General features: G+C 36.7%; 17 protein-coding genes and 1 riboswitch. Of the genes, 16 read left to right on the plus strand and 1 reads right to left on the minus strand.

The window, feature by feature from the left end; translation table 11 throughout:
* Positions 1 to 127 precede the first annotated feature (127 nt).
* The 5 genes from ACTWP4_RS05645 (at position 128) to ACTWP4_RS05665 (ending at position 7,725) form a co-directional block, all read left to right on the plus strand.
* A complete protein-coding gene (locus ACTWP4_RS05645; RefSeq protein WP_443127781.1) occupies positions 128 to 1,849 on the plus strand; it encodes an ABC transporter ATP-binding protein in 1,722 nt (573 codons plus the stop codon).
* Positions 1,842 to 3,653 (plus strand): ABC transporter ATP-binding protein, encoded by a 1,812-nt coding sequence (locus tag ACTWP4_RS05650; protein WP_443127782.1) that lies wholly within the window; start codon positions 1,842 to 1,844, stop codon positions 3,651 to 3,653. Before ACTWP4_RS05645 ends, ACTWP4_RS05650 begins: the two co-directional genes overlap by 8 nt.
* Positions 3,654 to 3,860: 207 nt before the next feature.
* Positions 3,861 to 6,230, plus strand: coding sequence for an RNA polymerase recycling motor HelD (helD, locus tag ACTWP4_RS05655; RefSeq protein WP_443127783.1), 2,370 nt, complete (start codon positions 3,861 to 3,863; stop codon positions 6,228 to 6,230).
* A 232-nt stretch (positions 6,231 to 6,462) separates the two neighbouring features.
* Positions 6,463 to 7,302 (plus strand): aldo/keto reductase, encoded by an 840-nt coding sequence (locus tag ACTWP4_RS05660; RefSeq protein ID WP_443127784.1) that lies wholly within the window; start codon positions 6,463 to 6,465, stop codon positions 7,300 to 7,302.
* A gap of 183 nt (positions 7,303 to 7,485) precedes the next feature.
* On the plus strand, positions 7,486 to 7,725 hold the full coding sequence (locus tag ACTWP4_RS05665; RefSeq protein WP_443127785.1) for an indolepyruvate ferredoxin oxidoreductase subunit alpha: 240 nt from the start codon (positions 7,486 to 7,488) through the stop codon (positions 7,723 to 7,725).
* A 240-nt stretch (positions 7,726 to 7,965) separates the two neighbouring features.
* On the opposite strand, the gene thiW is transcribed toward ACTWP4_RS05665, so the two are convergent.
* A complete protein-coding gene (thiW, locus tag ACTWP4_RS05670) occupies positions 7,966 to 8,466 on the minus strand; it encodes an energy coupling factor transporter S component ThiW (protein ID WP_443127786.1) in 501 nt (166 codons plus the stop codon).
* Between the two features lie 89 nt (positions 8,467 to 8,555).
* Positions 8,556 to 8,671, minus strand: a riboswitch (TPP riboswitch).
* Positions 8,672 to 8,793: 122 nt separating this feature from the next.
* On the opposite strand from thiW, the gene ACTWP4_RS05675 reads away from it, so the two are divergent.
* The 11 genes from ACTWP4_RS05675 to ACTWP4_RS05725 all read left to right on the plus strand — a co-directional run bounded on the left by ACTWP4_RS05675 (position 8,794) and on the right by ACTWP4_RS05725 (position 21,236).
* Entirely contained in the window at positions 8,794 to 9,771 is a 978-nt protein-coding gene (locus tag ACTWP4_RS05675) for a ring-cleaving dioxygenase (RefSeq protein WP_443127787.1), read from the plus strand.
* Positions 9,772 to 9,863: 92 nt separating this feature from the next.
* A complete protein-coding gene (locus ACTWP4_RS05680) occupies positions 9,864 to 10,727 on the plus strand; it encodes an HAD family hydrolase (protein WP_443127788.1) in 864 nt (287 codons plus the stop codon).
* Positions 10,728 to 10,836: 109 nt separating this feature from the next.
* Positions 10,837 to 11,151, plus strand: a complete 315-nt coding sequence (locus tag ACTWP4_RS05685) for an L-rhamnose mutarotase (RefSeq protein WP_443127789.1) — start codon at positions 10,837 to 10,839, stop codon at positions 11,149 to 11,151.
* Positions 11,152 to 11,227: 76 nt separating this feature from the next.
* On the plus strand, positions 11,228 to 11,998 hold the full coding sequence (locus ACTWP4_RS05690) for a DeoR/GlpR family DNA-binding transcription regulator (RefSeq protein WP_443127790.1): 771 nt from the start codon (positions 11,228 to 11,230) through the stop codon (positions 11,996 to 11,998).
* Between the two features lie 235 nt (positions 11,999 to 12,233).
* Entirely contained in the window at positions 12,234 to 13,160 is a 927-nt protein-coding gene (locus ACTWP4_RS05695; RefSeq protein WP_443127791.1) for an ArsR/SmtB family transcription factor, read from the plus strand.
* 283 nt (positions 13,161 to 13,443) lie between these two features.
* Complete coding sequence (locus tag ACTWP4_RS05700; RefSeq protein ID WP_443127792.1) at positions 13,444 to 14,994, plus strand: arylsulfatase; 1,551 nt, start codon at positions 13,444 to 13,446, stop codon at positions 14,992 to 14,994.
* A 387-nt stretch (positions 14,995 to 15,381) separates the two neighbouring features.
* Entirely contained in the window at positions 15,382 to 17,112 is a 1,731-nt protein-coding gene (locus ACTWP4_RS05705) for a cache domain-containing sensor histidine kinase (protein WP_443127793.1), read from the plus strand.
* A gap of 13 nt (positions 17,113 to 17,125) precedes the next feature.
* The gene (locus ACTWP4_RS05710; RefSeq protein WP_443127794.1) at positions 17,126 to 17,905 is read left to right on the plus strand and encodes a response regulator transcription factor; all 780 of its coding nucleotides are present in this window, start codon (positions 17,126 to 17,128) and stop codon (positions 17,903 to 17,905) included.
* Positions 17,906 to 18,010: 105 nt separating this feature from the next.
* A complete protein-coding gene (locus ACTWP4_RS05715; protein ID WP_443127795.1) occupies positions 18,011 to 19,345 on the plus strand; it encodes an extracellular solute-binding protein in 1,335 nt (444 codons plus the stop codon).
* Positions 19,346 to 19,472: 127 nt separating this feature from the next.
* Entirely contained in the window at positions 19,473 to 20,351 is an 879-nt protein-coding gene (locus ACTWP4_RS05720) for a carbohydrate ABC transporter permease (RefSeq protein WP_443127796.1), read from the plus strand.
* Positions 20,352 to 20,369: 18 nt separating this feature from the next.
* Positions 20,370 to 21,236 carry a carbohydrate ABC transporter permease gene (locus ACTWP4_RS05725; RefSeq protein ID WP_443127797.1) on the plus strand — a complete coding sequence of 289 codons (867 nt, stop codon included), beginning with the start codon at positions 20,370 to 20,372 and terminating at the stop codon, positions 21,234 to 21,236.
* The last annotated feature ends 566 nt before the right edge of the window (positions 21,237 to 21,802 follow it).

Raw genomic sequence — 21,802 nt, forward strand, 5'->3', positions numbered from 1 at the left:
TGATTTACCAAAACCTAACAATTTTATCGCTAGATTTACAAAATTTACACTTTATCAATCCAGAAGAATGGAGTAAGCGCTTTAAATTCGTTATAATGTAATAATAGAGAGATAACGGAGGAAAACGATGAAACTTATTTTAAAATATGCAGATACATACAGAAAAGCAATGATCATCGCACTATTACTAATGATTGTAGAGTTAATGGTGGAACTGGTACAGCCGATCATTATGGCAAAAATTATAGATGATGGAATTATCGCAGAGGATATGTCAACGATTTATTTTTATGGAGCCATTCTTTTGGTGATCACTTTATTAGCATTTGTTGCAGGTATAACGAGTTCTTTTTTTGCGGCAGAAGTCAGCCAAGGTGTAGGTTATGATATACGGAATGATATGTTTCGTAATATTCAAATGTTTTCTGCGATGAAAATCCAGCAATTTGCCACATCTACTTTATTGACAAGAATGACGAATGATGTGATTCAAATTCAAAACCTATTATTTGCGTTTATGCGAATAATGTTGCGGGCTCCATTGTTTATCATCTTTGGGATTGTGATGTCATTTACATTAAACATACCTTTGGCTTTTATTTTATTAGCTACGATTCCTGTTTTATTTGTGGTCATGTTTTGGCTAATGCTTAAAGGAATGCGATTATTTCGTCATGTGCAGGAGCGGGTTGATCACATCAATAACGTTATTCTTGAAAATTTGCTGGCAATAAAACTAGTGAAAGCTTTTCATCGTATGGCATTTGAAAATAATCGTTTTTCAAAAGTGAATACAAGCCTTAAAGATAAAAATAGACAAGCATTATGGGTAATGGAAATAGTCATGCCTATTGTCATGTTAATCATGAATATAGCAATGATTGGATTATTATGGTTTGGTTTTATTCAGCTTGAAACAGGATCAGCCCAGGCTGGTGAAGTAGTAGGTGTCATTAACTATGCAACAAGAATGCTTGCGTCATTTGGTGTGTTTTCCTTTTTACTTATGAACCTGTCAAGAGGGCGAGCTTCCGCGAATCGAATTGACGATATTCTAAAGCAGAAGAAAAATGATGAGGTTGTTAAACAACAGCAAAGAGTAATGATTGAAGGTGATATTCAATTTGCTCATGTTGCTTTCACTTATCCTAATACAAGGCAGGAAGTATTAAGTGATATTAATTTTCATGCGAAGGCAGGGGAGAAGATAGGAATTTTAGGAGAAACCGGGTCAGGCAAAACAACATTACTCCATCTTATTCCATACCTTTATCATCCATCGGCAGGTACCATTTATGTAGACGGTAAACCAATGGAACAATTAGGGAATAAGGTAAGGCATGATGTGACATTGGTCCCTCAAGAAGGTTTTTTATTCTCTGGTACAATTGTTGATAATATCACATGGGGGAATGAGCATCTCACACAGAAACAAGCAGAAAAGGTAGCGAAAGAAGCGCAACTACATGATTTTATTATGACGTTGCCAGACAACTATCAAACCCGAGTTGGTCAAAGGGGTGTAAATCTATCAGGTGGTCAAAAGCAGCGGTTATCGATAGCCAGGGCATTGGCAGACAACCCACATGTATTATTACTTGATGATAGTACCAGTGCATTAGATGCTACAACAGAATCAAGTGTATTAGCAGCGATTAGGGAGAGGCAATGTACTACTTTTATCGTTTCACAAAAAATAAGCTCAGTAAAAGATGCTGACCAAATCATTTTGTTGGAAAAAGGGAGTATAGCAGGATTAGGAACACATCAGCAATTACTGCAAACGAATGCTCTATATCAAACAATGTGGCATACGCAGCAAAAGGAAGGGGTGATGCTTGATGAGTAACAAAAAAGCAGAAGTTCAGCCTTCATCAAGACATAACCCTCAGCCTATCAAAAAACCAAAAGTGAAAAATATTCGTACAACCCTAACACGTATTTGGAGTTATATGAAAATGGACAAGACTATGTTTTGGCTCGTTTTAGTTATGGTGTTTTTAAGTGCTGTTTTATCCTTGCTCGGTCCATATTTTATAGGAGTTGCAGTAGATGTGATGACAGGTGCAGTAAGTGTTTTCTCTTTTGAAATGATATTGATATTGTTAGTAATTGTTTTTGCTTTACACTCTGTAACGCTCGCACTACAAAATTATTGGATGATTGATGTTTCGCAAAAAACGGTTTTTGCAATGAGAAAAGACTTATTTGAACATGTATTACGTTTGCCAGTGATGCAATTTCAAAAGTCCCAAAGTGGGAATTTAATGAGTCGGCTGACAAATGATATTGAAAATGTTAGCAGAACGTTGAATACAGCTGTTATTCAGGTGACGACAAGTATATTGACATTAGTAGGAACGTTAGTCGTGATGGTTTGGCTTAGTCCACTTTTAACACTAATGACAGTAACTATCGTGCCGTTAATGTACTTTGGCATGAAATGGATTACGAAAAGAACAGGTTATTATTTTAAGGAGCAACAGCGTGAACTCGGTGAAATGACAGGTTTTTTAGAAGAAACGTTATCAGGTCATTCGATGGTAAAACTATTTCACCAGGAACACCGTGTGATTGATCAGTACCGCAGGCAAAATGAACAATTAAGAAAGGCAGGGTACTGGGCTCAAGTATATTCCGGATTTATTCCAAAGTTAATGAATGGCTTAAACAACTTCGGTTTTGCGATTATCGTTGGTGTTGGTGGCTGGATTGCACTAGCTACTAATGCAACCACTATTACGATTGGGATTATTGTAACTTTCACGACATATGCACGCCAATTCACTCGGCCGTTGAATGACTTAGCTAATCAGTTTAATACGATTCTATCCGCAGTTGCAGGTGCTGAACGAGCGTTTGAAGTAATGGATCAAGACGAAGAAGAAACGAATCAAGAAAAACAAGATATTCACCATGTAAAAGGAGATGTGACTTTTCGTCATGTTTCATTTTCCTATAATAGCGGTGAGCACGTCTTACAAGATATCTCTTTTCATGCAAAACCAGGCCAAACTGTAGCATTAGTAGGCCCTACAGGAGCAGGTAAAACAACGATTATTTCCTTGTTAGCCCGATTTTTCGAAGAACAAGAAGGAGAGATTTTGCTGGATGGTCAATCGATGAAGAATCTAACGAACAAAAGTATTCGAAGCCATTTAGGTATTGTATTACAGGATGCTTATTTGTTTGATACGACAGTTAGAGAAAATATTCGTTACGGAAAACTCCATGCTACCGATCAGGAAGTGGAAGAAGCAGCGAAACTGGCGAATGCCCATGCTTTTATTGAACAATTGCCCAAACAATATGATACGGTGCTTGAAGGCAATGGACAAGGTATAAGCCAGGGACAACGGCAGTTGATTGTGATTGCAAGGGCAATGTTAGCAAACCCGTCCATTTTAATATTGGATGAGGCGACAAGCAGTATCGATACAATAACAGAGTTAAAAATAACGGATGCATTAGAAACATTAATGGAAGGGAAGACTAGTTTTGTAATTGCACATCGCTTGAATACGATTGAAAAGGCTGATATGATACTTGTTCTAAAGGAAGGGAAAATTATTGAAAAAGGCACCCATTCATCATTAATGAAAGAAAAGGGTTTTTATGCTAATCTAGTCACAACACAAACTGTTCATGATTGATACAAGTTTAGTTGGAATATAATATAGTAAGACTTCCATCAGCGGGGTACCCCACTGATGGATAGCGAAACTCTTATCAGGGTAATAGCGGTCCGTACTCCCCCGCTTAGCTTCTTTGTAATGCTTAAAGCTTGAAGTGGGGGTCTTACGGACGATTAGCACTGTTATAAAAGAGATGACAAAATCAACGTCACGGAGGTGGAATCAGTGGCAGACAAGCGAGAAGATCAAGAATGGCAACAGGAAAAACAAAGGGTAACTGAGGTAGTGGGTGAAATAGGAAAGAAAATCACATCACTGCAATCAAAAATAAAAGGTTTAAAAGAAGATGTCATTGATATCAGACGTGATTTTTGGGAAGACGTCACGGTAAATATAGAAGAAATGGACGATAAAATTGAAACAGAAGCAAGTATTAAACAGCAAGCAGAGTTTCTATCGGAACGGGAACGAAGCCATGGGCAAGTAAGTGAACGTTTAGACATCCTGCACCGTCTAAAGGATAAACCTTATTTTGGTCGAATTGACTTTAAAGAAGATGGACAGTCCACTGAACTGCCGATTTATATTGGTTTGGCCTCTGTGATGGATGAAGAGGAAGAAAATTTCCTAGTGTATGACTGGAGAGCACCTATTTCGAGCATGTACTATGATTACCCACCAGGTCCGGCAAATTATGACACTGTTCAAGAAAATATTTCCGGGGAAATAACGTTAAAACGACAATATATGATTCGTAATGGTGAATTACAGGGAATGTTCGACACAGGATTAACAATCGGGGATCATTTACTTCAGTCTGTACTAGGTAATCAGGCAAGTACGAAAATGAAGAGCATTGTATCAACCATTCAAAAAGAACAGAATCAAATTATTCGTAATGAAAAAGCAAGAGTACTGATTGTTCAAGGTGTTGCTGGTAGTGGTAAAACTTCTGCAGCATTGCAGCGTGTAGCTTATTTATTGTATCGATATCGCGAAACTTTAACGTCCGAGCAAATCGTCCTTTTTTCTCCTAATCCGTTATTTAACAGTTATGTGGCAACGGTTCTTCCAGAGCTTGGTGAAGATAATATGCAGCAGATGACATTTTATCAATATTTACATCGACAGTTAGATGATAGTTTTCAATTGGAAACACCTTTCGAACAAATGGAGTATTATTTACAAAAGCAAGCAGAAAATTACCAAGCAAGAGTAGAAGCAATGCATTACAAGGCTAGCTTAGAATATAAAGAATTAATCGATCACTTTTTAGAGCAACTTGCTTATAAAGGTCTCGTTTTTCGCAATATTACTTTTAGAGGGCAAATCATTATTCCAAAACAAATGGTTGAAAAATACTTTTATCAGACAGAAAGTTCTTTAGCTATTCCAGATCGTTTAGAAAAGGTGGCCAATTGGATACTGTATCAGCTGAAAAGGCTAGAGAAGGTGGAGAGAGAAAAAGATTGGGTATTAGAAGAAAGTGAACTATTAGAAAAGGCTGATTATGTCGATGTTCACCAAACATTGCAAGAAGAGAACCAATTTTCTGAGGATACATTTGATGACTATGACCGTGAAGAGGAACTGTTACGTAAACGAGTAGTTGCTTTGCGACTTCGACCATTACGAAAGAAAGTAAAGAAATTAGCTTTTGTTGATCCACTTAAAACATTTCGCCAGTTATTTACAGGCAAAGGATGGGTCTTGGATAAAAAAGCTACACTTCCAAATCAGTGGCAGGAAATATGTCATCTAACAATTGGTTACTTAAAAAAGAGATATTTATCATGGGAAGATGCGCCAGCATATATTTACTTTGAAAAGAGTTTGTTGGGATTTGATGCCCAACGTTCGATTCAACACTTGTTTATTGATGAAGCGCAGGATTATACACCTTTTCAGTTTGCATTGATGAAACGGATGTTTCCGGTAAGCCGTATGACATTGTTAGGTGATATTAATCAAGCGATTTATGCCCATGCTTTAAGAGAAGAGACTTTGTTATCAGAGAAGTGGCAGGAAAAGCATGAAAGAATCGTGTTAACGCGAAGCTATCGTTCGACAGCTCCGATCGTAGAATTCACTAAATCATTTATGCCAAATGGTGATTTAATTGAGCCATTCGAGCGTGATGGGGAGACCCCAATTGTGATGGAAGTGGAGCAACAGAATATTTTGATTGAAAAAATATTGGATCAAATAAATGAATACGAAGAAGAAGGTCATGAAACGATTGCATTAATCGGAAAAACGATGCAAGAGTGTGAAGACATATATAAGAGATTAAAAAATCGTATCGACATTGACTTAATGACACAGGAAGCACACATTTTTGAAAAAGGTATTGTAGTGATTCCGGCATATCTTGCCAAAGGAATTGAATTCGATGCGGTTATCATAGCAGATGCATCCAATGAAAATTTCCAAGATGAATTGGAACGAAACTTATTCTATACAGCATGTACAAGGGCGATGCACCAACTAGCACTATTTACAATCGGTAAACCAACTCATTTTATTAAAACTATACCGAAACAACAATATCGTCATTACAAAGTCCATCAAATCTGGGACAAAGGTACAGGGTGAAACGGGAGCACTAAGCATATTTCACGAGGTAAGAGTATATGACGGACTTGTCTTGTTCCGAGTGCTCAGAAACTAGGCGACTTCACGAATCGAACTACGATAAGTCATCATTCTCAGTTGATTCTGAAGTCGCTACGTTTCTTAGTGGCCACTTTTTTATGAGCACAATATTTTTCATTTATGGTGGATTGTGGCAAGATAGTATAGACAATGAACAAAGGAGGAATTTGAGATGGTTAATAGTTTGCAATCAACTACTACGCTACATAATGGTGTGAAAATGCCATGGTTTGGTCTAGGTGTATTCTTGGTGGAAGAAGGAGAAGAAGTTTACAATTCCGTTAAGTGGGCACTGGAACACGGCTACAAAAGCATAGATACAGCAGCCGTTTATGGTAATGAAGAAGGTGTAGGGAAAGCAATCAAAGATTCTGGTATTCCTCGTGAAGAATTATTCATTACCTCTAAGCTTTGGAATGGAGATCAGGGCTACGAGGAAACGATCCAAGCATTAGAAACAAGCTTGAATAAATTGGGTCTAGAATATTTAGATTTGTATTTAATTCATTGGCCTGTTCCAGAACTAAACAAATATAAAGAGTCATGGAAGGCAATGGAGAAGTTATATAACGACGGGAAAATCCGTGCAATTGGTGTAAGTAATTTTAAAGAGCATCACTTAGAAGATTTAATCAATAATTCACAAGTTGTACCAATGGTAAACCAAGTTGAATATCACCCTCATCTACAACAACGAAGTTTGCATGAGTTCTGCAAAAATCATAATATTCAGCTAGAAGCATGGTCTCCACTGAAACAAGGGAAAATTTTGGATGATCCAACATTAACCGATATTGCAAAACATCATGGTAAATCGACAGCACAAGTTATTTTACGTTGGGATTTACAACAAGAGGTTGTGACCATTCCTAAATCAGTGAAACAGCATCGTATTCATGATAATGCAGATATTTTTGACTTTGAATTATCCGAAGAGGAAATGAAGTTAATTCACGATATGAATAAAGATGAACGTGTTGGTCCAGATCCAGACACATTTAATAAACGATAATAGCAATAGCTAAGATTAACAAGAACCCGTTTCGAAATGAATCGGGTTCTTAATTTTATTTAGTAAGAAGAGGCCACAATTTCTTCCTCTCCAATGTTATAAATTTCTTTAAAACACTTGCAATTCTAGTCGAACATGCTTTATCTTAAATAATAGATTGTTAAACATCTAGGAGGATGCAAGATGGCATTTGTAATAACAGAACCATGTGAAACAGAAAAATCTGGCGAATGCACAACAGTGTGTCCAGTAGACTGTATTGTCGAAGGGCCAGATCAATTTTATATAGATCCAGATATTTGTATCGATTGTGGAGCATGTAAATCAGTTTGCCCAGTAGATGCAATTGAAGAGGAGTATGATCTTACTCCAGAACAAGAAGTATATTTAGAAAAAGCAGAAGCCTTTTTTGCAAAGGATTAAAACGAAAGCGACCATCTCCTATATGGTCGCTTTTATAGAAAAGTCTTGAATCTAGATAAAACGACAAAAGTAACAAGAGCAAGCAAAGATTTGTAGAATAAACAGAGATAAACGACAAAAGTAACAAGAATAAGCAAAGATTTGTCACATAAACCAAGATAAACACCAAATCTAGCGAAGGAATGCTATGATTTGGTGTTTATTACGGTGCTAATTCCTTAAAAAGTCCCGCAGATGGCTTTATTTACTGGAAACTGGTTGTTGCATCAAAGAAGTATGTTTCACTTTGGATAAAATCAAGAGCCCAATGATAGCTCCTGTTACACTACTAACTAGAAAACCTGGTAAAAATGCTAAAGCACCTACAGAAGTTCCCATAACAATTTTGGCAAAAGGAACGGATAGTAAAGCACCTAGCACACCGGTGCCAATAATTTCCCCGACTCCAGCCAAAGTCGTTTTTTTCGTCCATCGATACATATAACCTGCAAGTAACGCCCCTATCATGCCACCTGGAAATGCAAGCAATGTTCCTATGCCTAATAAATTACGTAAAAGTCCAATAGTAAAAGCAATGATAACAGCAGGAACAGGCCCCAGAGTAACAGCTGCCATCACATTAACTGCGTGTTGCACTGGATATGCTTTGGCTATACCGGTCGGGAACCATAGAAATTGTGAACCTAATGTACCAATCGCAATAAAAACGGCCATCGTTGTTAATAATAAAGTACGATTCATGCAAACTTCCTCCTTTGTAAAATAGAAAGTGCATCACTATCCTAAAAAATAAAAAGCCAGATTCCGAATAAGAACCTGGCTATACCATGCAAATAGTTTAGCTACTTCCCTCCGCTGGTACAAACCAGATCAGGTTCTCAGGGTTAAAAAGCTTCAACGTGCTTTTTTCTCAGCCCATACTAAAAAGGCACCCCTAGTAGTGATAACACTTATGTAATTATAAAAAATTGTAACAAAAACCCTCCGTTTGTCAAGATGTTATTACTTTGAAATCAAGATAACAAAGGGGTTATAATAGAATGAACAATATCTTCAAGGAGGCAACTCATGGAACTTAAAGGAATACATCACGTATCAGCAATTACAGCAAATGCTAAAGATAATTATCAATTTTATACGAATATTTTAGGAATGCGGTTAGTTAAAAAATCTGTGAATCAAGATGATCCGAGTATGTATCATTTATTTTATGCAGATGAAATCGGACGACCTGGAACAGATTTAACCTTTTTTGAAATAACAAATGCAGGGCATACATATTCTGGAAATAACAGTATTTCTTATACCTCTTTACGTGTTGCGAGTGATGAGGCGTTAATCTATTGGGAAAAGCGCTTTGATGAATATGATGTTGTCCATGACGGAATTGGAGAAAAATTTGGCCGAAAAGTATTGCCTTTTCAAGATCATGAAGGACAACGTCTTGTTTTAGTATCGGATGAAAATAACAAGGGTGTGGAAGCCGGGGTTCCATGGGAGAAAAGCCCGGTTCCAACGCAATACGGTATAACCGGTTTAGGACCAGTTCGACTAACAGTTCCGGAATTAGCACCAACAGAAAGGATTTTAACAGAAGTTCTTGGCTTTCGTTATGCTGGTTCTTACCTTAACCCAGCAGGAGAAAACGATATGCAAGTTTTTGAAATGGCCGAAGGTGGTACAGGTGCAGAGGTGCATATCGAAGTTCGCCCAGAATTGCAAAAAGAGCGTCCTGGAAGAGGTAGTGTCCACCATGTTGCTTTTCGAGTAGCAGATTATCAAGAGCTTGAAAAATGGCGTGAGAGAATTACCAAAGAAAGACTACCTAACTCAGGACTTGTCGATCGGTACTATTTTCAATCGCTATACTTTCGAGAACCTAATGGCATTTTATTTGAACTAGCAACGGATGGGCCAGGGTTTGACACAGACGAAAATATCGAACAACTAGGAGAAACGATCGCTCTTCCTCCCTTTCTAGAAAATAAACGAAATAAAATCGAAGCCAATCTCAATCCTCTAGAAACAGGGAAGCATGACAAATGATTCTAAGCTCACTCATCGATATAAGTCGATGGTGAGCTTATATTTCTTATGCTATACTAGGTAACGGCTAGTTTACAAGGGGGATTGCAACAATGACATTTTCACCAAAAGCAATTTGCTTAGATATGGATGGCACATTGCTGAATAACCATAATCAATTAACTGAAAATACGCTCGATATCATTCAGGATATAAGAAAAAAAGGAATTCGAGTGTTTATCGTAACAGGCCGTTCTTATAACGAAATATTTGATTCGGCACCAGATAATTTAGAATTAGATGGATTTGTTACAGCAAATGGTATGATTACATATGTTGAAGGCGAAAAGGTATTAGAACACACTTTATCCACAGATCTTGTGGATAAAGTGATACAATCTGCAAGGGCACATCAAATTTATTATGAAGTTCACCCTAATGATGGGGAGCGACTCTCGCTAACAGAGGATCGAAGTTATATGGAGTCCATGATCAGTGGTGAGAAGCCAGATGAAGTAGGAATCAATGAATGGCTGGAACGACAAGCAGCGATTCAACATGAAATTTGTTGGAAAGAAACGTTACCGAACCAAAAGTATGCGAAAATGTTCTGCTTCTCTAACGATCATGGCAAAATGCAAGCATGGATCGAAGAACTGGAAAATATGAAAAAAGAAACTGATTTTACCACCTCTTCATCTTCTCATCATAACGTGGAAGTGATGGTAGAAGGAGTTAATAAAGCAACTGGAATTGAAGTGTTGCTGAAACATTATCAGATTAATCCAGCAGACACTATGGCAATCGGGGATAGTAATAACGACATTCCGATGATGAAATATGTAGGTTACCCTGTGGGTATGTTCAATGCTACGGATCAAATTAAATCATTAGTAAAGGAAATCACAGAGTTTACGAATGACAATCAAGGTGTTTATTACTATTTAGAGAACTACTTTCAGCACAAGCGATCATAAGCTTGTGTTTTTGTTCATATTTGTTTTGTTCTGTGATACAATGGAAACAAACAAAAGTAAAAACAAAACAATAAAATGAATACGTTTACAATGATGAGGAGGAAATTGGATGGCACGTTATATGTTTATTATGGAATGTAAGGAAGGGTCGCAAGAAGAATATAAGAAAAGACATCAGGCAGTACACCCGGAATTATTGGCAGCACTAAAAGAAGTAGGCATTAGCAACTATAGTATTTTCATGGATGGCACCAAACTTTATGCATATATGGAAGTGGATGATTATCATCGTGCAATGAAAGAATTGGAAAGCAATCCAGCTAACCGAAAATGGCAGGAATTTATGAGCGATATTCTAGCAATGGATGAAAAAGGTGACCCGAAAATGTATTTAATAGATCAAGAAGTCTTTCATCTTGACTAAACTGTTGAAATTTAGAGTAGACTTCCCTATAGTCAATAGTAGACAGTTTTGTAGAATGAGAAGGTAGGAGAATCAAATGTTAGTTGCAGAGAGACATCAGCGAATTGTAGAAGTCGTTAATGAGAAGAAAAGTATTAGAGTTTCTGAGCTCGCGAACCTTTTTTCAGTGACTGATGAAACCATTCGTCGAGACTTAGAAAAACTAGAAAAGGAAAAAAAATTAGCCAGAAGTCATGGAGGCGCTGTCAGTATAGCTTCCTCTCAGGATGGACCGGAAATACCTTTCCAAGAACGAGAAGTAATGTATGTAGACGAAAAAAAAGAAATTGCCCGGGAAGTTGTTAAACATATTGTTGAAACGGATAAAATCTTATTAGATGCTAGTACAACAGCCTGGTATGTTGCAAAGAACTTGCCAAATATACCTGTTACCGTTTTGACGAATTCTGTAAATGTCGTGCTAGAATTAAGTAAAAAGAATCAAATTACGGTGATTTCAACTGGTGGTACCTTGCTTGCAAGATCCCTTTCCTATGTAGGTCCTTTAGCGGAACGTTCACTTGATTTATATCATGTAAATAAAGCATTTCTGTCCTGTAAAGGAATTCACTTTGAAAGAGGAATTAGTGAATCAAATGAACAACAAGCCCGCGTGAAGCAAAAAATGATCGCAATAGCTGATACCACCTATATTTTGGCTGATCATCATAAGTTTGATTTTCAAGCGTTTGCTCATGTTGCACCGTTAGCACAGGTAGAACGGATAATTACGGACAGTAACGTTTCAGATCAGGATGTAGACAGCCTGCAGGAAATTGGCTTAGAGGTTATAAAGGCACTTCGTTAATTTTATGCTTAGCGGAGTGCTTTTTTCTGTTAGGCTTAAGGATTGAATCTAAGGTAACTGCTAGACGCTAAATATACAGAAATAACACGTGACGTGCTCATTTCCTCCATATAATTTATTAAAATTGGATAAATCTGATTAATTAATTTAAAAAACTAGATAAAAACTGATTTTTCGTTTATATTTAAACTAACAACCATAATTTTAATATAAAAGCTCACTGGAGGGATGAAAGTTGTTTGAACTATCCATTAACGATCCTGAAAAACTAAGCAAGGTAACCCATGCGTTATCATCAAAGGTACGCTTGAAAATGATTAATTTGCTAAATAAAGGAAATATGAATGTGCATCAACTATCAGATGCATTGCAAATTCCTGTTTCCACTACCGCCTCACATGTTCGTGTTTTAGAAGAAGCTAATCTAATTCTTACAGAGCTGAGACCTGCGAGTAGAGGTGCAATGAAGGTGTGCACAAGAAATTTTGATGACATTCATATTCTTTTGAATAGTCCACATAAATCTTCGAACACTGATTTGAAAAATTATGAACTAGAGATGCCTATTGGACAATATGTTGACTTTCAAGTTGCGCCTACATGTGGCATGGCAAATCAGGAGAAATTATTAATACCTGAAGATGAGCCGGTTTATTTTTATAGTCCTGAACGAATACAAGCACAACTTATTTGGACGCGGAAAGGATTTCTAGAGTATAAATTTCCGATTGTTATTGATCCTGATGCCACTATAAAAGAAATTCAGTTCTCATTAGAAATTTGTTCAGAAGCTCCTAACCATGATCACAATTGGCCATCTGACATCACTGTTTGGGTAAATGACGTTGATATAGGGACATGGACCAGCCCAGGAGATTATGGAGATCGTCCAGGTAAATTAAATCCAAAATACTGGGCAGAAACAACAAGTACTCAATATGGTACGTTAAAGGTTTGGAAAATATCAAATGAAAATACGATGATAGATGATTTTCAGCTTTCTAATGTTACATTAAATGATATAAATGTACTGAAAAATGATTATTTAACGTTTAAAATAGGTTTAAAAGAGGATGCGGTTCATAAAGGCGGTATGAACATCTTCGGTAAAGAATTCGGTGATTTCCAACAAGATATAAAAATGAATATAAAATTTAAATAATATTCCCCTCCAGTCAATGGAGGGGTTTTATTTGCTATAAAATGCAAAAAGGATGAATTGCACGATTGACTTTTACGTTTTGTAAACGTATTCTGGTATAAAATAAATGCATTTTACGTATTAATACATAAATTATGTAATTAAATTTTCACCAATAATGAAAAGTAATACCAAACGACGAAATATGCTACAAGATAATGGATTGCTTCAGGAAAAACGCTGAAGACCTCCTTAGACAAATCCAAACAGTGAATGAAGTAATCAAAAAATGGAGGGGTTTGTGATGAAAGAACAGAAGCCAAATATGATTTTAATACTTGCAGATGATCTAGGGTATTCAGACTTAGGTTGCTTTGGAAGCGAGATAGATACACCGAATATAGATCGGCTTGCTTCAAGCGGTCTGCGATTTACGCAATTTTATAATTCTGCGCGTTGTTGTCCTAGTCGAGCATCACTGTTAACAGGTCTTTATCCGCATCAAGCAGGCGTTGGCGAAATGAACGAGGAACTGGAAACACCTGGATATCGTGGGTTTTTAAAAGATCAGTGTGTCACCCTTGCTGAGGTATTAAAGGAAGAAGGGTACCATACCTATTTGTCTGGAAAATGGCATGTTGGTAGGCAAGGACCGATTAAAAAAGGCTTCGATGACTTTTATGGACTTTTGGGTGGTTTCACAAGCTTTTGGGATCAAAAAGATTATGTGCGCTTGCCTGAAGATCGGCCTGAGCGGGCGTATGAAGAAGGACAGTTTTACGCGACAGATGCCATCACTGATCATGCTTTAGATTTTATCGAAGAATCTAGATGTGATGATAATCCGTACTTTCTGTATTTGTCATATAATGCCCCGCATTTTCCTTTACAAGCACCACAAGAAGACATTGCAAAATATGAAAGATTTTATGAAAAAGGGTGGGATAAAATCCGTGAGGAACGTTTGGAGCGAATGAAAGGATTGGGGATTATAACGCAAGATACACCGTTAACACCTCGAGCAGAATATTGGAATCGCGATAGAGACATCCAAGGTGTTAATCCTGCATGGGAATCAATTGATCCGGATCGGAAAAAGGATTTAGCGAAGAGAATGGCTATTTATGCTGCGATGGTTGATAGAATGGATCAAAATATTGGAAGAGTAATAAGTGACTTAGAAGAAAAGCAGGAATTAGAGAACACTTTGATTTTGTTCTGCTCTGACAATGGAGCATGCGCTGAATGGGATCCGTGGGGATTTGATAATTGGATAACAACAACAAATATATTGCATCGGAAAGAAGATTTAAAGAAAATGGGTGGTCCTGATAGTTACCATAGCTATGGTTCTGGTTGGGCGAATGCCTGTAGTACTCCCCTTCGTTTATATAAGCATTATGGCCATGAAGGGGGAATTTGTACGCCATTAATTGCCCATTGGCCAGGGGAAATAGAACGTAAAGGAGAAATTGATCACAGACCAGGGCATTTTATAGATTTTATGGCAACGTTTGTAGATATTACAGGGGCAGATTATCCAGAGGAGTATAATGGTCACAAAATTCTCCCAATGGAGGGGGAAAGCCTAATGCCTGCATTATTAGATGAATCTCCTCAAGAAAGAAGCCTTTGTTTTGAACACGAGCAACATTGCGGCATTCGTCGAGGTAAGTGGAAGTTGTCGAAGATTAAAGAAAGAGACTGGGAACTATATAATTTGGAGAATGATAGAAGTGAAATGGTAAATCTAGCTGATCAATATCCATATATGGTAGAAGAATTAAAATTAGAATGGAAAGAATGGGCGAAAAGAACAGATGTATTTCCTCGTCCGGAGCGCAAAGTGAAATAAATTAGGTTCTTAAAGATCATCAATTTTGTAATTGTTAAAGAACGGTTGAAGAGTGAAAGTGATGTACGCCTCAAACTACAAGATTACTTTGCAAAAAGCGGTATGATTAGTTATATTAGAGGATAGGAATCAAAGAAAATAGCGAGTATGAATAGAAAAATTTAATCGATGAAACAAACACTAAATAGGCATGTGTTTATTTAGTGTTTTTTTATGGCCAAAAATGTATAAACCGAATGAAGTGAATTGAAAATAAATCTTTTGTAAAAGTAGTGGATACAATTTTGGTAATAAATGATTGTTTTGTAATGTTGACTTCCATAGTATAATAGTATTACGACTTAGGATACTGGATAAACAAAGTTAATAGTGTTTGGAGTGAGCAAGATGCTCAAATATTTTAAAAGATGGAATACACTACGTAATCAGTTGTTGGTAGTTTATTTATTTGTGATGTTCATTGTGTTATTTATTGTGAGTGCGATTACGTATATTTTAGTTGAGAATTTGTTGCAAAATAATGCTGAAGAGCAAATACGTCAGACAGCAATAGAGTCATCTGGCAGGTATGATTCATTGTTTGAACAATTGAATATGGTAACGAAACAAGTATTAACCAATGAAGAACTGCAGGATGTGCTGTTACAAGAATCTGAAGGGGAAATTACTTCATTTAATGACAGGCAATCGTTAATGAGTACTACGAATTTAATTCAAGCAAATGCAGATGGTATATATTCGGTCGAAATCTATAACAAAGATTTTCAACGTATAATCCCCATTGATTCTACATTATTACTTGACCGCCTTGATCCCCATTGGATTGTCCAGGCAAATGAAGCTGGTGGCAGGCTAATATGGATGGGGGAAGATCCATTAGATCATAACTATTTTTTAGTAGGCAGGAAAATTAATTTAATGGATGCTGATTTTAACTTTGGTGGATATATCGTAGCAAGAATTAATCGAAACTACTTTCAATTAAACTCGAATCAACAAGAAAATCAATCCAAAGATTATTCAATTCTAGTAGATAAACGAAATAATCCTATTGTTACGAATTATCATGGAAACGCTTTAGACCAAATCCTTAGAACTGATGATGAGACGATTACTATTGATGATCAGGAATACATGCTGGTGAAGGATACATCCGATTTAACTGGCTGGACGATGCATATTTTAACACCGGTTAATCAATTAACAGCGGGTATTTCAACCGTTCAAGCGGGTATTCTCATCGCTGGATTAATCGGATTATTGATCTTTTTTATCTTTTCATTCTTTTTGTCGACCTTTATTACAAGACCTATTACAAGGTTGACAAAGACAATGAGGCAAGCTGGTGAGGGAGTGCTAGCCCATAACCCTGAGATGAACTCTACCAATGAAATAAATGAATTAAATCAAACATATAATCAGCTGGCAGAAGAGACTAATTATTTAGTCCAGATGGTCTACGAAAAAGAAATTATTAAAAACAGAACAGAATTAAAAGCCTTACAAGCCCAAATACATCCACATTTTCTTTTTAACACATTAGACGCATTGTATTGGTCATTGGATGAAAAGGAAGAAGAAGATTTATCGAATGTTGTTCTGGCGATGTCAGAGTTATTTCGCTATACGATTACAAAGGAAAATGAAGATGAGTGGGTAACTGTTAAGGAAGAATTAGACCATGTTGAACGCTATATGAAGATTATGCACATGCGATTTGGAGATCGTTTGAACTGGGAAAAAGATGTTGACTTTGATTGGTTACATGTCAAAATACCGAAGTTGATGATACAGCCTTTAGTAGAAAATGCAATTTTACACGGTGCGGGTAATGTCACGGGTAAATGTAATATTACCGTCCGTATAGAAAAGGTAGCAGAAAATCAACGGATTCGCATTACGGTAAGTGATAATGGCCCAGGTATGAGCAAAGAAAAAATAGCAGAGGTAAAGCAACATATGGAAGGTGGTATCAGACACCAGAAACAGCAAGGTTTGGCATTGCAAAATGTACAACAACGTTTACGACTGTTTTATGAAACAGAACAGATTCGCGACATTATTATTTTAAGTGAAGTAGGTAAAGGAACCAAAGTTAGCTTTGAAATTCCAGTATAAGGAGGTTGGTAATATGGATAAAAAGGTTATTCTTGTTGTCGATGATGAACCGAGAAGTCGCCAGGGGATCAAAAAAACAATTGAGCGGACTTCTCCAGATCAATATGAAGTAATTACTGCAGCAAATGCAGCGGAGGCGATCGAACGTATCAGTCATGAAAAGATTCATGTCCTAATTACAGATATAAGAATGCCTGAAGTTACTGGTTTAGAGTTACTAAAAAAGCTGAAAGAAAAAGCGAAAGATCCTGTTGTTATTGTTATTTCGGCTTATTCAGAGTTTGAGTACGCCCATGAAGCCCTGGAGTTAGGTGTTGTAAATTACTTGCTAAAACCTATTGCCAAAGAAAAATTAATGGAAGCAATTGATAAGGCAATCGAACTCGAAAAACAAAGAGAAAAAACAGGTATGTTTAATAAAATAGTGGATGATAAATTATTGGAAATGCAGCAGTTAAGCAAGTATAACCGAGCGGTGAAAGAAGCAATGGATTATATCGATCAACATTATGATGAGGAATTAACATTGAAAGAGGTTGCTATCCAAGTTCATTTGAATGCTAGCTATTTGAGTGCATTATTTAAGGAAGAATTGCAGGTTACATTTAGTGAATATGTTACAAGAAAGAGAATACAGGAAGCTAAGAAGTTACTCTTATCCACAGATTTGACAATTGCCGAAATAGCTGAGAAAAGTGGCTACCAGACTTCAAAATATTTTATTAAACTTTTTAAACAATATGAAAATACAACCCCAAATGGATTCAGGAAGCAGAATGAAAACGATTCCTAAAATAAGTGGTATTTTATCTAATCGCTGTTACCTTACGGATGAATCCCCGCGGTGCTACACTTATAACTGTACTAAAAATTACAATTTAATTAGGGGGTTTAACAAATGAGAAATGCAAAGCTTAAATTATTATTTCCATTTGCTTTAGTTTTAATGTTTGCGCTTGCAGCTTGCGGCGGGAATGACGAAGGTTCGGGAGAAGATTCAGCTTCTGGCGGAAATGAAAGCGATTCAAGTAAAAAAACAATTGAGTTTATGCACTTATGGCCTGAAGGAAGTTCAAAGCAACACCACGAAATTGTTAATAGCATTATAGACGAATTTGAGGCGGACCATCCAGATGTAAAAGTAGACGTTGAAATTTTGGGTAATGAACAATATAAGGAAAAATTAAAGGTGTTATCTACATCTAATGAATTGCCAGACGTAGGTATGACTTGGGCAGCAGGTTTCTTAGATCCATATGTAAGCGGTAATATGTTTGCTCCGCTTGACGATATCTTAGAAGGACCACTTAAAGACAAGTTTGTTTCTGGTACAGCAGAGGCTTATGCAGTTGATGGTAAAACTTATGGCTTACCATTAGAGTTAAACATTACACCACTTTATTACAATTCAGCAATTTTTGAAGAGCATGGTGTAGAAGTACCAAGCACACTTGAGGAATTAAAAACTGCAATCAAAAAATTATCTGATGCTGGTGTAACGCCGATTGCATTAGGTAATAAAGACCGTTGGACAGGTTCAATGTGGTATATGTATTTAGCTGATCGTATCGGTGGACCTGAAGTATTAAACAATGCAATTAACAGAACCGGAAGCTTTGAAGACCCAGCTTTAATTAAAGCTGCCGAAGAAGTTCAAGAGCTTGTTGATATGGGAGCCTTTATCAATGGTTTCAATGGTTTAGGTAACGACGAAGCGAAAGGTTACTTCATTAACGAACAAGCAGCAATGTATCTAATGGCGACTTGGGACTTACCAGAATGGACAACTAACGAAGACAATCCAAAAGAATTCAGAGATGCAGTTAAATATACGAAGTTTCCAACTGTTGAAGATGGAAAAGGAGACATCAATAGTTATGTAGGTGGTCCTGGTGTTGGTCTATTCGTAGCAGAAAATTCGGATGTAAAAGAAGAAGCTAAAGAATTTGTTACCTTCTTTGTAGAAAAATGGGGTGAACGTTCTGTTACAGACGCTGGTGTAATACCTGCAACAAAAGTAAATACAGAAGGTATTGATTTACCACAAATGTATATTGATATCTTAAACGACTTAAACGAAGCATCTAACTTAACACTTTATGCTGACGTTCAAATGAGCGCTAGTGTAGCAGAAGTACATTTAAATAGTATTCAAGCATTATTCGGTAAGGCGATAACGCCAGAGGAGTTTGCTAAGAAACAGGAAGAGGCATTAGCCGAGGAAGAAGAATAAACAACAAATTGGAAAAGGGCATATTTTACAGTTGAAATATGTCCTTTTTCTAACTCTAATGAAGGTTTACTGATAGACCTTAGTATTAAAACTAACTATTATCCTATGACATAAAGGAGCAATAACCATGAACAAAGTAATGTCCAACAAAGCAGTCATTGCATTATATGTTTTGCCGGCGTTCCTGTTAATTGTGGCATTAATCTATGGACCAATTCTGATAACTGGTTACTACGGTTTGATGGAATGGGACGGTATCGGTGCAATGACTTTTGTCGGTTTAGAAAACTATACGCAATTAATTCAAGATGCTCAGTTTTGGCAAAGTGCAAAACATTCATTTTTATTAGCATTATTCTCAACATTAAGTTTAGTCGGATATTTAGCCGTTTCATTGATTTTGGCAGGAAAAATCAAAGGGTCTGATTTGTTAAGAAAAATTTATTTAATTCCTATGCTTTTATCTTCCGTTGCCATAGCACAATTATGGATAAAAATCTATGACCCGAATAACGGAATGTTAAACAGTTTTTTATCAATGGTGGGAGTTGAAAATCCACCAGCATGGCTAGCAGACACCAATTTAGTTTTATATGCAATTTTTGTAGCTATACTTTGGCAATATGCAGGTTTTTATATCATTATTTATTATGCCGCTCTTAAAGGAATTCCGGAATCACTAGTTGAGGCAGCAAAGATTGATGGAGCGACCCCTGTGCAAATTGCTTATAAAATTAAGGTGCCACTTATTTCAGGTGTCATTAAAGTAACGGTCGTTTTAGCAATTGTTGGGTCATTGAAATACTTTGATCTCATCTATGTAATGACTGGCGGGGGTCCAAACGGTGCCAGTGAAGTTATCGCATCTTACATGTACAAAAAAGCGTTTGATACTTTTGAATTTGGTTATGGTAGTGCTGTTGCCTTTTTCTTACTATTAATCACGCTTATTGTTACATGGATTACTCGTAAATTAACAGCATCTGAAGATGAAATTCAATATTAACGGAGGGAAGGAAAGCAGATGGCTCAAACTCAAAACGCAGCTGGCAATGATAATAACATGTTGACCAGAATTGGTATGGTCGTACTTTACATCGCTTTAATTATTGTTGCTGTTTTTCAAATATATCCATTGATTTGGTTATTTATGTTTTCACTGAAAAGTAATTCGGAAGTTTTCGGTATGTCTCCGTTTGCATTACCACAAGATCCAAAATGGGAAAACTATGTGAGAGTGTGGACAGACGGTAATATCGATATGTACTTTTTCAACAGTGTGTGGATAACTGTTGCATCGGTTTTACTGACAATCCTGTTAGCAAGTTTTGTAACTTTTGCAATCACAAGAATGAACTGGAAATTGAATAAATTAGTATTAGGACTTTTTATGGTAGGTTTGATGGTTCCAATCCACTCTGCTATCATACCGCTTTTCTCGTTTTTCTTAAAATTAAACTTGATTGATCATCCGCTATCGATCATTTTGTCTTATACGGCATTTAACTTACCGTTAACGATTATGATCTTATTAGGTTTCTATTACACATTACCTCGCGAAATTGAAGAAGCGGCGGTAATGGATGGCTGTTCGGTCCACCGTATCTTTTTCCAGATTACATTACCGATGACATCACCAGTGTTGGCAACAACAGCTATCATTAATATGATTTACAACTGGAACGAGTTTATTTTTGTGAACACATTTATTAGTTCCGATAAATTTAAAACATTAACAGTTGGTATCCAAAACTTCATCGGTCAATACTTGACTGACTGGGGTGCAATTGGTGCAACGTTAATGATTAGTATTATTCCAATTTTGATTGCCTTCTTAATATTGAGTAATCGTATTGTGGAAGGTATTGCTGCAGGTTCTGTTAAAGGGTAATAAGATGTGCTCACGTGTCACTATAGATAAATGACAGAATAGGCTGGGACAAAAGTGATTTGATAAAATTATAAACCGAACGATTTTGCAAATTCTACACTTAGAAATTGTTATCGTTCGGTTTTTTCAATTGTGTAATAGGAACAGTGGTAATTTTGACATGTATCAAATGCTTAACAACCGCTACGGCTAGCCCACTTCGCTTTCCGAGGGGCGTGTCTTCAGCTAACTTTTGTAAAGAAATTCACTTTACAAAAGTGGATCTTCAGATCACGCTGATCCCCCAGGAGTCGAAGTAGGCGCCTGCGCTAATTAAGTTCTACAATGGATGTAAGTGGAATTTCCATTCTTATTTCATGTTTTATCACGGTGATAACCATCTGTAAGACCACTACTGATCATAGTCTCACTATATAATTATCTTTTCGAAAGTTCAAAAAGTTAACTGTGATAAACGTTGTAGAACTTTTTTTAGCGGAGGCGCCCGCTTTCACTCCTGTGGGAATGTTTTCTCTGAAGATCCACTTTTCCGAGCGGTCTTTGCTTGGAAAAGTTAGCTGAAGATA

It is taken from the genome of Gracilibacillus sp. D59, from assembly GCF_052246695.1.
GTDB lineage: Bacteria > Bacillota > Bacilli > Bacillales > Amphibacillaceae > Gracilibacillus.

Coding starts and splice junctions, on each gene's coding strand:
- ACTWP4_RS05645 (WP_443127781.1), top strand. CDS start 128: ATGAAACTTATTTTAAAATATGCAGATACATACAGAAAAGCAATGATC.
- ACTWP4_RS05650 (WP_443127782.1), top strand. CDS start 1,842: ATGAGTAACAAAAAAGCAGAAGTTCAGCCTTCATCAAGACATAACCCT.
- ACTWP4_RS05660 (WP_443127784.1), top strand. CDS start 6,463: ATGGTTAATAGTTTGCAATCAACTACTACGCTACATAATGGTGTGAAA.
- ACTWP4_RS05665 (WP_443127785.1), top strand. CDS start 7,486: ATGGCATTTGTAATAACAGAACCATGTGAAACAGAAAAATCTGGCGAA.
- thiW (WP_443127786.1), bottom strand. CDS start 8,466: ATGAATCGTACTTTATTATTAACAACGATGGCCGTTTTTATTGCGATT.
- ACTWP4_RS05675 (WP_443127787.1), top strand. CDS start 8,794: ATGGAACTTAAAGGAATACATCACGTATCAGCAATTACAGCAAATGCT.
- ACTWP4_RS05680 (WP_443127788.1), top strand. CDS start 9,864: ATGACATTTTCACCAAAAGCAATTTGCTTAGATATGGATGGCACATTG.
- ACTWP4_RS05685 (WP_443127789.1), top strand. CDS start 10,837: ATGGCACGTTATATGTTTATTATGGAATGTAAGGAAGGGTCGCAAGAA.
- ACTWP4_RS05690 (WP_443127790.1), top strand. CDS start 11,228: ATGTTAGTTGCAGAGAGACATCAGCGAATTGTAGAAGTCGTTAATGAG.
- ACTWP4_RS05700 (WP_443127792.1), top strand. CDS start 13,444: ATGAAAGAACAGAAGCCAAATATGATTTTAATACTTGCAGATGATCTA.
- ACTWP4_RS05705 (WP_443127793.1), top strand. CDS start 15,382: ATGCTCAAATATTTTAAAAGATGGAATACACTACGTAATCAGTTGTTG.
- ACTWP4_RS05710 (WP_443127794.1), top strand. CDS start 17,126: ATGGATAAAAAGGTTATTCTTGTTGTCGATGATGAACCGAGAAGTCGC.
- ACTWP4_RS05715 (WP_443127795.1), top strand. CDS start 18,011: ATGAGAAATGCAAAGCTTAAATTATTATTTCCATTTGCTTTAGTTTTA.
- ACTWP4_RS05720 (WP_443127796.1), top strand. CDS start 19,473: ATGAACAAAGTAATGTCCAACAAAGCAGTCATTGCATTATATGTTTTG.
- ACTWP4_RS05725 (WP_443127797.1), top strand. CDS start 20,370: ATGGCTCAAACTCAAAACGCAGCTGGCAATGATAATAACATGTTGACC.